General features: G+C 60.7%; 14 protein-coding genes. 7 read left to right on the forward strand and 7 right to left on the reverse strand.

Annotated features, from left to right (window positions below; translation table 11 throughout):
• Positions 1 to 34: 34 nt before the first annotated feature.
• Entirely contained in the window at positions 35 to 1,153 is a 1,119-nt protein-coding gene (locus HF931_RS08960) for an acyl-CoA dehydrogenase family protein (RefSeq protein WP_273239737.1), read from the reverse strand.
• Between the two features lie 98 nt (positions 1,154 to 1,251).
• A complete protein-coding gene (locus HF931_RS08965; RefSeq protein ID WP_273239739.1) occupies positions 1,252 to 2,235 on the reverse strand; it encodes a glutathione S-transferase family protein in 984 nt (327 codons plus the stop codon).
• A gap of 187 nt (positions 2,236 to 2,422) precedes the next feature.
• On the opposite strand from HF931_RS08965, the gene HF931_RS08970 reads away from it, so the two are divergent.
• Complete coding sequence (locus tag HF931_RS08970; protein WP_273014166.1) at positions 2,423 to 3,697, forward strand: MFS transporter; 1,275 nt, start codon at positions 2,423 to 2,425, stop codon at positions 3,695 to 3,697.
• Positions 3,698 to 3,711: 14 nt separating this feature from the next.
• Here the strand turns inward: HF931_RS08970 and HF931_RS08975 are convergent, their stop codons facing one another.
• Positions 3,712 to 4,098, reverse strand: coding sequence for a YraN family protein (locus HF931_RS08975; RefSeq protein WP_273239741.1), 387 nt, complete (start codon positions 4,096 to 4,098; stop codon positions 3,712 to 3,714).
• Positions 4,091 to 5,011: a 16S rRNA (cytidine(1402)-2'-O)-methyltransferase gene (gene rsmI / locus HF931_RS08980; RefSeq protein WP_273239743.1), complete on the reverse strand. Its 921-nt coding sequence runs from the start codon at positions 5,009 to 5,011 to the stop codon at positions 4,091 to 4,093. The genes HF931_RS08975 and rsmI overlap by 8 nt, the downstream gene beginning before the upstream one ends.
• Between rsmI and HF931_RS08985 the strand changes: the two genes are divergently transcribed.
• Both HF931_RS08985 and dnaJ read left to right on the forward strand, forming a co-directional pair.
• Entirely contained in the window at positions 5,005 to 6,333 is a 1,329-nt protein-coding gene (locus HF931_RS08985) for a penicillin-binding protein activator (protein WP_273239745.1), read from the forward strand. The genes rsmI and HF931_RS08985 overlap by 7 nt on opposite strands.
• A 107-nt stretch (positions 6,334 to 6,440) precedes the next feature.
• Positions 6,441 to 7,598, forward strand: a complete 1,158-nt coding sequence (dnaJ, locus tag HF931_RS08990) for a molecular chaperone DnaJ (protein ID WP_273239746.1) — start codon at positions 6,441 to 6,443, stop codon at positions 7,596 to 7,598.
• Here dnaJ and HF931_RS08995 read toward each other — a convergent pair.
• The gene (locus tag HF931_RS08995; protein ID WP_273239749.1) at positions 7,595 to 8,485 is read right to left on the reverse strand and encodes an alpha/beta hydrolase family protein; all 891 of its coding nucleotides are present in this window, start codon (positions 8,483 to 8,485) and stop codon (positions 7,595 to 7,597) included. The genes dnaJ and HF931_RS08995 overlap by 4 nt on opposite strands.
• 75 nt (positions 8,486 to 8,560) lie before the next feature.
• Between HF931_RS08995 and HF931_RS09000 the strand changes: the two genes are divergently transcribed.
• From HF931_RS09000 to arsC, 4 genes are all read left to right on the forward strand, one after another.
• Positions 8,561 to 9,595 carry a hypothetical protein gene (locus HF931_RS09000; RefSeq protein ID WP_273239750.1) on the forward strand — a complete coding sequence of 345 codons (1,035 nt, stop codon included), beginning with the start codon at positions 8,561 to 8,563 and terminating at the stop codon, positions 9,593 to 9,595.
• A gap of 75 nt (positions 9,596 to 9,670) precedes the next feature.
• On the forward strand, positions 9,671 to 10,660 hold the full coding sequence (locus HF931_RS09005; RefSeq protein WP_051602940.1) for a DNA topoisomerase IB: 990 nt from the start codon (positions 9,671 to 9,673) through the stop codon (positions 10,658 to 10,660).
• 90 nt (positions 10,661 to 10,750) lie between these two features.
• Complete coding sequence (locus tag HF931_RS09010; RefSeq protein WP_273014029.1) at positions 10,751 to 11,821, forward strand: PLP-dependent cysteine synthase family protein; 1,071 nt, start codon at positions 10,751 to 10,753, stop codon at positions 11,819 to 11,821.
• A gap of 17 nt (positions 11,822 to 11,838) precedes the next feature.
• Entirely contained in the window at positions 11,839 to 12,240 is a 402-nt protein-coding gene (gene arsC / locus HF931_RS09015) for an arsenate reductase (glutaredoxin) (protein ID WP_035555717.1), read from the forward strand.
• A 4-nt stretch (positions 12,241 to 12,244) separates the two neighbouring features.
• Here the strand turns inward: arsC and HF931_RS09020 are convergent, their stop codons facing one another.
• Positions 12,245 to 12,637 carry a SpoIIAA family protein gene (locus HF931_RS09020; RefSeq protein ID WP_035555719.1) on the reverse strand — a complete coding sequence of 131 codons (393 nt, stop codon included), beginning with the start codon at positions 12,635 to 12,637 and terminating at the stop codon, positions 12,245 to 12,247.
• 155 nt (positions 12,638 to 12,792) lie between these two features.
• Positions 12,793 to 14,037 (reverse strand): acetyl-CoA C-acetyltransferase, encoded by a 1,245-nt coding sequence (locus HF931_RS09025; protein WP_035555722.1) that lies wholly within the window; start codon positions 14,035 to 14,037, stop codon positions 12,793 to 12,795.
• Positions 14,038 to 14,190: the final 153 nt, after the last annotated feature.

A 14,190-nucleotide genomic window follows, 5' to 3' on the forward strand; every position in this document is an offset into this window, starting at 1 on the left:
CGCGGAGGTCATTCGCGCTGCAGACGGACGCTGATCAGGGGCAGCCGATGGCGTGCGCCAATATGTTCCGATGCACCTCGCTGGTGCCGGAATAAATCGTGGCGGCGCGGGTCGATAGATATTTCGCTTGTGCAAAGTCACTGTTCGGGGCCAGGCCGAGGCCTGCCTGCGTAATTGCCTGATGCAGTTCTGTGGCGATCACTTTGAGCACAGAAGAACTTGCCGCAGAACCGACGGGCATTTCGCCGCTGGCGACACGCGCCTCCAATGCTTCAAACGTGTCGACCTTCATGGCCAGATTGTAGAGATCCTGAGACGGCGCAAGACCAATCATGCCCCGCTTGGCGGCCCGTAGGGCGCGGCGGAGCAGGCCGGTGGTCGTATTGTTTGACCGCGCAATCGCCATCAATGCCTTTGCGGCTCTCCAACCTTCGCCAATGTCTCCGATACGATCGGCGGCGGGCGTTCGGACATTGTCAAAGAAAACCTCATTTGTTTCCGTCTCTCCACTGATGAAGTCGATGGGACGCACCCGGATACCGGGACGGTTCATCTCAACGAGCAGGAAGACAAGGCCATCACGTCCCGCACTGCCGTCGTCGCATCGCGCCAGCAGGAACATATGCGAGGCATATTGCGCGAAGCTGGTCCAGACCTTGCTGCCATTCAGGATGAAATCATCGCCATCTCGCGTTGCGCGCAATGATAGGGCTGACAAATCTGATCCGGCTTGCGGCTCGGAAAAACCCTGGCACCATTCATGCTCGCCATTCAGGATGGCGGGCAGGTAGCGGGCTTTCTGGTCCTCGCTTCCTTCTGCAATAATCAGTGGGCCGATTGTGCGGACGCCGGAATTCATGATGATGGGCGCATCACGCTGTGCGCAGGCATTCTCGAAATACAACCGCTGCGCCGCACTCCAGTCTGCGCCGCCACGTTCAATTGGCCAGGACGGCGCAAACCATCCTCTCGCGAGCAGGCGTTTGCGCCATGCGTCGCATGCCCAACGCGGGGATTTCAGCCCCGTGGTTTCCCGGCCAGCCGCGCGGAGTTCTTCGGTCAGCTCAGCATCGAGAAAGGCATCCACCTCTTCACGAAACGCAGCGTCTGCCCGCCCGCTTTCAATCTCCGGAATCGGGAAGCTTCCATCCATGTCGCCCTCCTGTGTATGGCGTCAGCGGGAGGATACAGTTTCGTGGAGGACGATCTCAATCAGGGGTTATACGGGGTGCGGCACAACTGTCGCCTGTATCAGGAGACAGTGTCGCGAGGGCCCTGCGGTACGATCCGGTACGGATTGATGTGTGCATGAGAGTAATAATAATGCTGTTTGATGTGGTCGAAATGCACGGTCGGTTTCACCTCCGGCATGTCATGGATTCGCTTCATGTAGGCGCTGAGGGCATCATACTGACGGATCATTTTCACGTTACATTTGAAATGCACGAAATAGACCGGATCAAACCGGATCAGCGTGGTAAACAGGCGAATGTCGGCCTCCGTCAGCTGATCACCGACCAGCCATTCGCGGCCATCCGACAGGCGCTGCTCCAGCCAGTCCAGCGCATCGAACAGGGGCACGATGTTCTCGTCATAGGCATCTTGTGTCTGGGCAAAGCCGCATTTGTAGACGCCATTGTTCACCGGTTCGTAGACGCGCTCATTCACATGATCGATCTCGTCGCGCAAATCAGCAGGATAGAAGTCGGCTCTGTTTCTGGTGATTTCGTTGAAAGCGGTATTGAAGATCCGGATGACTTCGGCGCTTTCATTGTTGATGATGGTTTCCTCCTGCTTGTCCCAGAGAACCGGCACGGTCACCTTGCCGGAATAGTCCGACTTCGCCTTTGTGTAGATCTGGTGCAAGTATTCCTTCCCATAGAGCGGGTCTCCGGACGCGCCGGGAAAATCCGTCTTCAGTTCCCATCCTTCACCCAGCATATGCGGGTGAACCACGCTGACCGGGATCAAGTCCTCGAGTCCTTTCAGAAGGCGGAAGATAAGCGCGCGATGGGCCCACGGGCACGCATAGGACACATAGAGATGGAACCGGCCCGCCTCGGCCTTTACCGCATCTTGTCCATCCGGGCCGGGAGAGCCATCCGGCGTGATCCAATTGCGGAAGGCGGAATCTTCACGGTCGAATTTGCCGTCATCTCCGGCGAACTCGTCTTTCTGCTTCCACTCTCCGTTCACCAGCAGGCCAGGCATCGTCGTCTTCCTTTTCGTATCCATTCCCCCTCTCGCAACGGCTGGCGGGCCGGGTGGTTGCATCACGGTTCAGGCTGGGGAAGATTGGCGCACGTCAATCATTGACAGGTGGAGTCGGGATTTCTACAGCCGCGATTGGAACGCAGCTTCGTGCATCGTCTTCGCTTCGGTGTTCGCCCGCTCCAGGAATGACCGCGCTTACGAGGCTGGAATGTTCAGATCTATCTCCGCCATTGCTGCCCTCTTGTTCGCTGCGGCCATCCTGTATGCCGGGAACGGCTTGCAGAGCACCCTCCTGTCCGTGCGCGGCGACATCGAGGGCTTTCCGACCACTGTCATCGGCTTGTTGGCGTCGGCCTATTATGCCGGGTTTATTCTCGGGTGCCGCCTTGTGCCCGGCATGATTCAGGGCGTTGGGCATATCCGCGCCTTCGTGGCCCTCGCCTCCATCGCTTCGTCGAGCGCATTGGCGCACATCCTCTTTGTCGAGCCGATTGCGTGGGGCGGTCTGCGCTTCATCACGGGTTTCAGCTTTGCGGGCCTGACCATGGTTCTGGAAAGCTGGATCAATGAACGCGCAACGAATGAGAACCGCGGCAAGATCCTGTCGGTCTACCGTATTGTTGACCTTGGCGCCGTGACCATTGGCAACGGCCTGCTCGCCATCGCGCCGCCGGAAGGCTTCCAGCTGTTCGTATTGGTGTCCATCCTGATCTCCATTGCGCTCGTGCCTGTGGCGCTGACCCGGTCTTCATCGCCCGCGCCGCTGGAAACGGCGAAGCTGGACATCGTGCAGCTCTACAAGGTCTCGCCGGTCGGCGCGATTGGCGCGGCGGCGACGGGGCTTGCCAATGCTGCCTTCTGGGGCATGGCGCCGGTCTATGTGCAGGAACTCGGCTATGGCGCGGCAGCGATCGCAGCCTTCATGAGTACCGCCATCATCGGGGCGGGCCTGTTCCAGTTCCCAACCGGTTGGCTGTCAGACAAGATTGACCGCCGCATGGTGATTTTCGCCAGCTCCCTGCTGGGCACCGGGGCGTCAGCCTTGCTTGCCACGTTTGCGGGCTTGTCAGAGAACGCCATGCTGGGCTTCAGCTTCCTGTTCGGTGCCTTCATCATTCCTGTGTTTGGCATCTGCTGTGCGCACGCGAATGACCATGCTCAGGTCGGCAAGGCCGTCGCAACCAGTGGCGGTTTGTTGCTGCTTTATGGCGTGGGCTCTGTCGTCGGCGCATTGGTCGGCGCGCTGGTCATGAGCGCGTTCGAGCCTGCAGCCTTGTTCTGGTATATCGCGGGCGTCTATCTTGTGCTGGCCGTCTTCACGCTGCTGCGCATCGGCATCAAGCGCCGTCCGCGCATCATCGGCAAGAAGTCACGCTACATTCCAATGGCAAAAAGCCCGCTGACGCGCGTTTACCGCAAACGTGCAAAGTCGCAGGGCAAAGACCCAGCCAAGAACGCGCCGAAGGCCGAACCCAAAACCTGAGGACGGATAATGCTTCAGGCCATGCCCGGCCGCCAGGCATCGCGCAGGTGAATTGGCAGGCGACCCGGCACAATGCCGATCAGATCGTAGCGCCACCCATGCTGTGAGTATTGCGGCCGCTTGGCCATCCAGTTTTCGGCTGCGCGGGCGATGCGCTGCCACGCATTGACGCTGACCGCATCAATCGCCGTTGCCTCACGCTTGCGGGCTTTCACCTCTATAAACACGATCGTACCGGACTTTTCCGCGATCAGGTCAATCTCACCTACCGGTGTGCGCACCCTATGCGCGAGGATGCGATAGCCCTTGAGGCGCAGGAAGAGCGCGGCATAGGTCTCCCCGGTTCGGCCACGTCTTTCGGCGGCCGTGCGCTTGTCGCTTGGGCGCCGGGCGTCAGCCATCGGCCTTCAATTGCAGGGCGCGTTGATAAACCTCCCGCTTGGGCAGGCCGAGCGCTTCGGCGACCGCATTGGCGGCGGCTTTTGTCGGCTGGTCCTGCAGGGCATCGCGCAGCGCAGCGTCCAGGCCTTCGGCAGTCACTTCCGCTTCGCCCGGTGGGCCGACGAGCAGCACGATTTCCCCGCGTGGCGGGCCGGCTTCGGCATAGTGCGCGGCAAGGTCTGCCAGCGTGCCGCGCCGCGTTTCCTCGAACAGTTTGGTCAGCTCCCGGGTCACCGCAGCGTCACGCGGTCCGAGCACGGCAGCAAGGTCTGCCAGCGCGTCGGCAAGACGGGGGCCACTTTCATAGAAGATCAGCGTGCCCGGCACAGCTTTCAGCGCGTCTGCCGCAGATTTGCGCGCGCCGGATTTAGGCGGCAGGAAGCCCGCGAACAGGAATTTGTCACTTGGCAAGCCACTGGCCACGAGACCGGCCAGCATGGCGGATGCTCCCGGCACGGGGATGACTTTCACGCCAGCCTCCAGCGCTTCATGCGCCAGCTTCCAGCCCGGATCCGAGACAAGCGGCGTACCGGCGTCAGAGATCAACGCGATCCTGGCGCCGTCCTGCAGGGCCGAGATCAGGCCCGGTCTCCGTTCCGCCCCATTGTGGTCATGATAGGGGCTGAGCCGCGCTTTAATCCCATAGGCCGACATCAGCTTTCCGGCGACGCGCGTGTCCTCTGCCAGAACCTCATCGGCAGCGGCCAGCACGTCGAGTGCGCGCAGGGTGATGTCGCGCAGATTGCCGATCGGGGTGGAAACCACATAGAGACCCGGATCCAGAGATACAGCCGGTTGCCCCTTGGGGTGGCCGGGCCTAGAGTCGGCGGAGGCGGGAATCGCCCCGGAGTCAGAAGGATCAGGAGATGACATTGCTTCAACCATTGCTCAGGAAGCTTCCCGCGCCAAGTCTTCTGTTGGCTTCGCTGCTTCTGGCCACAGCCTGTGCCACAGCGCCAGCGCGCCAGCCAGTGCCGATTGGCACCGGACAGCCGCGTGACGAACCGGTTACCGGTGTCCCTCGGGACCTCGGCAATGTGCCGGGCGAAGAAATCGAAATCACTGACATTGAAGATCTCGACGACATGCGCCGGGGACGGGGAGACCGGGGCCTGACACCACCCTTCATGCAGGGCCGTGAGATCAAGCGCGCCGCTGTGCTGCTGCCTTTCTCTCACCCGAACGCGAATGTTCGCGCCGAGGCTGAAAGCATGCTCGCCGGAATTGAGCTGGCGCTGTTCGAATATGCCGACAAGGATTTCCTGATCATCCCAAAGGACACCGCCGGCAAGACGTCTGTTGCGGAAGCGCGCCTTGATGAAGCCTTTGAAGACAAGGTGGATGTTGTTCTAGGCCCGCTCTTTGGGGCGAATGTGAAAACCGTGCGGGAAAAAGCCCGCAAGGAAGACGTGCCGGTTATCGGCTTCTCGAATGACCGGTCTGCCGCCGGGGGCGGGGCCTATCTCGCTTCAATCACGCCTGACGAAGAAGTGCGCCGTGTGATGGAGTATGTCGCGTCGCGCGGCGTGGATACGTTCGTTTTCCTGGGGCCACGCTCTGAGTATGGCCGCCAGATCGAAGCGGCGATGCGTTACGAAGCCCCGCGTCTGGGCGCAGTGCTGGCTGCCTCGGCATTTTACGGCGAAGACAGCGGCGCTGGCGCTGAAGCGCGTCAGATCGCCAATGTTCTCAAGAACGAACTGTCCGGGCGTCTGGATCGTGTCGCTGTGATGATTCCGGAGCGCGGAGTGAAACTGCTGTCTGTCGCGCCGCTGCTGCCATACAATGGCGTCGACATGCGTCAGGTGAAGCTGATCGGTACGTCATATTGGGACGATTCCAGCATCTGGCGTGAGCCAACCCTGCGCGGCGGCTATTACGCCTCGACTGATCCCAACAACAAGACGGCCTTCACCCAGACCTATCGCCGGATCTATGGCCGCGCGCCGACTGATCTGGCCGCATTGGCCTATGATGCCGCGGCGCTGACCGTCCGTCTGGCCGCCGATGACAGCCTGACCTATGGCGGCGTGACCGATCCCGACGGCTTCTTCGGCGTAAATGGCCTGTTCCGCTTCCGCATTGACGGCACATCCGAGCGTGGCCTGGCCGTGATGCAGATTCAGCCCGGCGGGGCAGAACTGGTCGAGGGGGGTGTGCAATCCTTCCCGACAACGCCTGTTGGCCCCAGCTGATACCCGTCCTGACGCTGCGCGACCTGTGACGATCCCTTGCACGTCGCGCGGTGCTCCCCCACATGAGCGGCTGATTTGAGACAATCCTGGAAGACGATAGCCATTCCATGAGCAAGCGCGACTATTACGAGATTTTGGGCGTATCCAAGGATGCGGACGAGAAACAGCTGAAGTCCGCCTACCGCAAGCTGGCGATGAAGTATCATCCTGACCAGAATGCAGGGAATCCGGAAGCCGAAGAGAAATTCAAGGAAGTGGGCGAAGCCTACGCAATTCTGAGCGACGGCCAGAAGCGTGCCGCCTATGATCGGTTCGGGCATGGTGCCTTTGAAAATGGCGGCGGGGGCGGAGGCAACCCGTTCGGCCAGGGCGCCAATCCGGAAGACATCTTCTCCGACCTGTTCAGCCAGGTATTTGGTGCGGGCGGCTTTGGCGGCGGTCGTCGCCGGGGCGGGCCACAGCGCGGTTCGGACCTGCGCTACGATCTGGAAATCACGCTGGCCGAAGCCTGGGCCGGCAAGGAAGAAACCATCCATGTCCCGCAGGCCGTGCCCTGTACAGGCTGTGACGGGTCTGGCGCCGCGCCGGGCACACAGCCGGAAACCTGTGACACGTGTGACGGTGCGGGCCGCGTGCGCGCACAGCAAGGCTTCTTCACGATGGAGCGCACCTGCGTCCGCTGTGGCGGCAAGGGCAAGATTATCAAGAAGCCTTGCAAGGAATGTGGCGGCGTCGGTCAGGTCCGCGAAGAACGCAAGCTGCAAGTGAAGATCCCGGCAGGCGTGGAGAGCGGCATGCGCATCCGCCTGTCAGGTGAGGGCGAACCGGGCGAACTGGGCGGCCCGAGCGGCGACCTCTACATTTTCGTCGATGTTGTCGAACATGACATATTCGAACGCGATGGCCCGAACCTTTATTGCCGCGCGCCGGTGCCGATGGCGACCGCTGCGCTGGGCGGCGAGATCGAGATCCCGACCATTGATGGTGGCCGCGCCCGTGTTGTCGTGCCAGAAGGCGCGCAGACAGGCCGCAAGCTGCGCCTGCGCGGCAAGGGCATGCCATCCGTGCGCCAGTCAGGCCATACGGGCGATCTGTTCGTGGAAATGTTTGTCGAAACGCCGCGAAACATGTCGGCTCGCCAGAAAGAGCTGATGCGCGAATTCTGCGAGTGCACCGGCGCTGACTGCCATCCGGAGAGCGAAGGCTTCCTCGGTCGCATCAAGCGCTTCTGGAGCGGCGACGGCGACGAGCACCGCCCGAACTAACGGCACACCTCCACCCAATCCAGAACGGATGCGATCATCTCCTCGCGTGACCATGAAAAGGAATGGTCGCCCGAAAGAGTGAGCGTCGTGGCGTTCACGTCCGGGCTCTGGGTGTAAGCCTCCATGAGGGGATGAATGACTGTCCCCAGCGGCACGGCTTCATCCTCGTCGGCTGCAATGATCAGCACGTTGCGTCCTGCAAACTCCGGCGCAATGGCCGCAATATCAAACGCGTCCCGATTTTCGATCAGCTCACGGATCAGCTCATCACCAGATGTTCCGGCCAGCATTTGCAGCGTGTCACCATAGGCGGAAAACCCGGCCTTCATGTCTGCGCTCGCGGAGATGGCGTCCGCCACGACTGCGAAGTTTGCCGGGGCGAGCCCCGCAGCGCACGCGATCGTCTCATCCTTTGCACCAGCAGCCAGCGCGGCGAACCCGCCCATCGAATGCCCGATCAGGATGATCTTGCCAGGATCGCTCCGGTAGGCGTCGGCGTTGGTGCGAACATGGTCAGCGGCTGAGGCCACATCTTCAATCACGTGCGTGAAGGAGAAATCGCCCTCGCTGCCCCAGGTGCCGCGATAGTGAAAGAACAGGACATTGAAGCCGTTCGCGCGGAGATCCTGAGCCAAGTCAAGATTCTTCTCGTTGCCCGGAAAGCCGTGCAACAGCAGAACGGTCGGGTGCGGGCCGGGGCCATCGGCAACATAGACAAGACCGTTCAACCGCTTGCCGTGGCTCTGGAAATTCATTTCCACCAGTGCCGGTGGATAGTCCGCATCATGGGTGATGCCCGTTTCCGGCAGCACAGCGCTCTGACCTGCACAGCCCGCGACACTGGTCATCACAAGCAGCGATGCGGCAATTCCTGTTATCTGTTTCATCCTGTTCTCCCTTTGCGCAATCTTACGCCAAACGTTCGCGGCTCCAAGCCTGTCGACGCGGAAGTCTTGCCCTGAATGGCGAACCCGGCCTATCTGCCGCGCGGAACACATATCGCGGTGGGCGGGGACATGAAGGCAGCAGGCATATTCAGGAAGGTCCAGAAGGGGCTGAATGATCTCTCCCGGTTTGAGCGGTGGATCTGGATCGGCGTGCTGGTCGTGCTGTTCGTCAGTACGGTCGTTCGCCTGACATCCGCTTTCTTCCCGCAATTTGCAAACTGGGCCAGTGAGGCAAGCGCGCTGAGCGCGTTCGTGTTCAACACGGTGGGGCTTGCGCAATCTGTGACGCTGACTCTCGTCGTCGCCCTGCCACTCTTGCGCTATCTGCTGACGCGCAACCCGGCCGAGAAGGTGGCTGAGCGGATCGTGAAGAAGCGCCAGCCGCACCTGATCAAGGATCTCAGCTCCCTGGCCGAGCTAGGTGAATTGCGCTTTCCTGCGCATGAGCTGGAAATCGTGTCGGACAATGACGCGCTGAAGGAATTCAGCCGCATGAACGCCGAGTGTTTCGAGGAAAGCGCAAACTATTCCGGGGACTATGTCGACAAGCTGTTGCGCAACACCAGCGTTCATGACCGCTATCCGCAAAGCTTTGCATTCGTGCTGGATGAAACCGGGGAGCGGATGGGTATCTCTATGGTTATTCCGTTGAACCCGACTGCGACCCATCTCTACAAGCGGGGTGTGTTGTCAGATCACGATGTAATGGACATTCATGTCGCAGCAAAGGGGGAGCCATGCGACTGTATCCTCCTGTTTGCGATTGGTATGCTGACCACTTACCGCCCGGCCGGCGGCAAGGCAGATGGCTCTGCCGCAATTCGGCGGCTCGTGCGCAATCATGTCCACCATATCTGGAAGGTTGCGTCTGATTTCGATCTCGAAACCGTACCCTTCATCATGCAGGTCGAACGCCGCAGCATCCTGCGCATGGGCGAAATGTTCGGCTTCCGAAAGCTGGAGGGCAAGGGCGCGGATGGCGACCCGTTGTTCGAGATCACCTGGCCGGAATTCAAGGACAATCTAGGCCAGTTCCTCGACGCAGACTAAGCCGTCGCAAAGGACGGGAACCGGCGCGTCTCTTCCATCGTTGATCTCGGCATTCATCATCCGAGAGAAACGTCCATGCCCTTCAGTTCCGCTCCCGATACGCTCTGTCGCGAAGGCGTGACGGCAGAGGCAATCGGTCTTGTGCGATCCGATCCGGCGGCCAAAGGCTGGACCCGCAAGCGCCGAGGGAAAGGTTTCACCTTTCAGGATGACAAAGGACAGACATTGAAGGGAAAGCGGGCGGAACGGTGCCGCGCCCTGGTGCTGCCGCCCGCCTGGAAAGACATCTGGATCTGTCCGAATCCGCGCGGCCATATTCAGGCGACAGGACGCGACGAAGCCGGCAGACTTCAGTATCGCTATCACCCAACATGGGCCGCTGCGCGCAACTCGGCCAAGTTTGACGATCTCATCGCCTTCGGACATGCCTTGCCGGAGCTGCGCCGCCGCGTCCGTCATGACCTGACCTATTCCGACTGTCCGAGAGAGGTGAGACTGGCCGCGATTGTTCGCTTGCTGGACAAGGGCGCCTTGCGGATTGGGCGTTCCGGCCGGAAGACCTATGGTGCGGTCAGCCTGCGAAAATCCCATGTGACGATTGAGGGCCAGCGTGTCATCTGTGCCTATAAGGGCAAAGGCGGGACACCTCGCCGGGTCCAGATGCGTGACAAGCTGCTTGCGAAGACACTGGACGGCTTTCTCGAAGAGCGAGGCGCTTTCCTGTTTCGCTGTCGGAAGGTTCGCCCAGTCGCTCAGGATGTGAACACCTATATCCAGGAGACTTTGGGATTAGCCTTCACGGCCAAGGATTTCCGGACGTGGAAGGGGAGCGTCGCCGCAGTGGATAGCCTGGCGTCCTGCGACCGCGTCACCATCAAGACCGTCACACAGGCAGCGGCTGACGCATTGGGGAATACGCCCGCCATCGCGAAGTCCTCCTACATTCACCCCATCATTCTTGAACTTGCGCGAGACAAATGCCGTCCCGAAACCTACTGCCGTGAGGCGGCCGGCCTGAAGGGCGAGGCATTGTTGCTATCGGTGCTGGAAAAATCCCAAAACTGACCGCGTAGCCCGCCGCCTGTCCATCGCGATTGCCCACCCGCCACAAGCCTCTATGGTGACGCCGGAACGGACAAGGTTTGGGAGGCAGGTGTGGACATTTCTCATCTCGATTGGGAACGGCGCGAATGGGTGCGTGAGGCGGTGCAGCGCATCAATGCAGACTTCAACAGGTCCGCAGACACGCATCTGATCAAGGTGGATCTGCCGGGCTTTGACGCGCAGACGCTTTACCTGAAAGACGAGTCCACGCACCCGACCGGCAGCCTCAAGCACAGGCTGGCACGCTCGCTTTATCTCTACGGTCTGTGCAATGGCTGGATCGGGCCAGACACGGTGATCGTGGAAAGTTCGTCCGGGTCAACGGCGGTCTCGGAAGCCTATTTTGCGCGTCTGCTTGGGCTGCGCTTCATCGCCGTGGTGCAGGAAGGTGTCTCGCGCAGCAAGATCGACCAGATCGCCTTCTATGGCGGCGAGACCCGCGCCGTACCCCCGGCTGACATCTATGCCGAGGCCGAGCGGATCGCGGCCGAACTCGGTGGACACTATATGGACCAGTTCACCTATGCCGAGCGCGTGACGGACTGGCGCGGAAACAACAACATTGCCGAAAGCCTGTTTTCCCAGCTCTCGATGGAGGCGCATGCCCTGCCGGATTGGGTCGTAATGAGCGCCGGCACTGGGGGCACCTCCGCCACGATCGGGCGCTACATTCGCTACCGTTGTGATATCTCAGCGAAGACCTCTCTCTGTGTCGCCGATCCTGAGAATTCTGTTTTTTACGATCATTTCGAAACGGGCGATCCGGATATCCGTAGCCAGAGCAAGTCGCGTATTGAGGGGATCGGTCGCCCGCGCGTGGAGGCATCCTTCCGCCCTAGCGTGATTGATCGCATGATGCGCGTGCCGGATGCGGCATCCGTCGCAACGGTGCATTGGCTGCAGGAAATTCTCGGCAGGCGATGCGGGGGCTCGACCGGCACGAATGTCTGGGCTGCGCTCACCCTCATGCGTGAGATGCGAGACGCGGGGAAGGCGGGCAGCGTTGCGACCCTGATCTGCGATGGCGGCGAGCGGTACCTTGATACCTACTACAATTCTGATTGGATCAAGGCGCAGGGGCTGGACCTCGCGCCGTATCTGTCGCAATTGAAAGGCGCTTGAGCTTTGGAGGCGAGCTGATGGGCGTCACGATTTACCACAATCCCGAGTGCGGCACGTCCCGCAATGTCCTGGAAATCATCAAGGCCAGCGGGGAGGAGCCGGAAATCGTGCTTTACCTGCAGCGTGGCTGGACGCGCGAATTGCTGGCGGGTCTGCTGAGCGCGGCGGACCTGACACCGCGACAAGCATTGCGCACGTCGAAAAGCCCGGCTGAGGAACTTGGCCTGACCGATCCCTCGGTCGATGATTCCATCCTGTTCGAGGCGATGTTGAAACACCCGATCCTGGTGAACCGCCCCATCGTGGTCACAAAAAAAGGGACGGCGCTGTGCCGTCCCTCTGAAAAGGTGTTTGATCTGCTGGAAAATCCGCCGACAAGCTTCACCAAGGAAGACGGCGAGATCATCAGCCCGGCCTGAGGCTTCAGGCGGCTTCGGTTTCTGCCGGGGCTTTTTCCAGCCACACGCGCGCATCCGCCTCATCGGCAAGGTCGTAGACCTTCAGTTCGGTGTCTGGCAGCGCCACGGCTTGCATCTTGGCGGACTGGCGCACCCAGGGTTGGTCGGTAAGCACCGCCACTTTTCCAAACCTTTTTTGCAAGGCAAAGAATTCGGCCTTCCGGGACCAGTCGCTGGCAACCGTGTGCAGCGTGCCCAGATCCATGTGCTGTAACCGTACCAGCAGGCTGCCGGGGTCCTCCGCATCTGTCTGCTCCATCAACTGGTCCACGGCTTCCGGCATGGCTTCGGGGTTCAGGTCGCCCTGTGCGTCAATGGTGGTGAGGTCGTTGGTTTCAGCTTCAATGGTGTAAGGCATGAGTCTCCTGTTGGGGTTGCTTGTGTGTAAGCAACGCCCCGGCAAGCAGGGCGTTCCATAAAGTCTGCAGTCGGGTGCAGCAAAAAAAGCCCGGCCCAGGCGCACCTGGACCGGGAGAGAATTGAACGGATTGAACTGAGTTTCTGGGAGGAAATCTAGATCCGTTCAATGATGATTGCCGGGGCCATGCCGCCAGCGGCACACATGGTGACAAGACCATACCGGCCACCTGAGCGCTCCAGTTCGTCAAGCGCCGTGCCGATCAGGATGGAACCGGTTGCGCCAATCGGGTGGCCAAGCGCCATGGCGCCGCCATTGATGTTCACTTTCTCGCGGTCCAGGTCGAGATCGCGGATGAATTTCTCTGCCACAACCGAGAACGCCTCGTTGATTTCCCAGACGTCGATATCGTCCTTGCTCATGCCGGCTTTTTCCAGAACCTTCTTCGCAGCAGGCACCGGCGCGTTCAGCATCAGCGTTGGGCAGTCACCCATGTTCGCGGTGGCAACGATGCGCGCGCGCGGCTTCAGGCCGTTCTTGTCAGCATAGTCTTTCGAGGTGATCAGCAGGGCGGCAGCGCCATCCACAACACCGGAAGAGTTCCCGGCATGGTGAACATGGTTCATCTTGCCTTCGAGTTGCGGATACTTCTTCGTGACCATCTTGCCATAGGTGTTGCCCTGGTCATCGACCGGGATGTCCATGAACATGTTGAACACGGTCTTGAGGCCGGACAGGCTTTCCATCGTGGTGCCGGGACGAGGGAATTCGTCCTTCTCCAGCGCCAGCGTGCCATCACGATTGTAGACCGGCACGACCGATTTATCGAAGCGGCCTTCATCCATCGCGCGCTTGGCACGGTTCTGGCTGGTCACGGCAAGCTGGTCGACGGCTTCGCGATCAATGCCTTCCAGCGTCGCGATGGCGTCGGCACAGACGCCTTGCTGCGATTGCGGGTGCAGCTCGCGCAGGTGAAGATTGCCAGCGTCCATCATGGGCGGGTTTTTCGGGTCAGCGGTCGCCGCCGTGTAGCTCATCATCTCACAGCCGCCTGCGATGACACAGTCTTCCATGCCGGACATGATTTGCGCAGCCGCCAGCGAAACCGTTGTGATGCCAGAGCCGCAGAAGCGATCCAGCGTCACGCCGGACGCTTTCACGTCAAAGCCTGCATCAAGAGCGGCCATGCGGCCCATGTCAGCGCCTTGGGCGCCGCGCTGGCTGGACGTGCCCCAGATGATGTCGTCCACCGTCGCCGTATCGAGATTGTTGCGGTCGCGGATTGCGCCGAGAACGGTTGCGCCCAGATGCTGCGGGTGCAGGTGCGCCAGCGATCCCTTGCCAACCTTGCCAATTCCGCGCGGCGTGCGCACGGCGTCAATGATATAGGCCTCGGCCATGTCCAGTGTCTCCCTCGAATTATCTGTTTCGACGCACTTTACGCGAACGTAAGCGTAAGACCACCCGTGACGTCGGGTTAGATGCGTCAACTGTTTTGCGGGGCAGGGAGACGCCGCCTTGGCCTCCGCATTTTGTCGGGAGGCCCGCTTGTG

This window comes from Hyphomonas atlantica corrig., assembly GCF_017795365.1.
Classification (GTDB): Bacteria; Pseudomonadota; Alphaproteobacteria; order Caulobacterales; family Hyphomonadaceae; genus Hyphomonas; species Hyphomonas atlantica.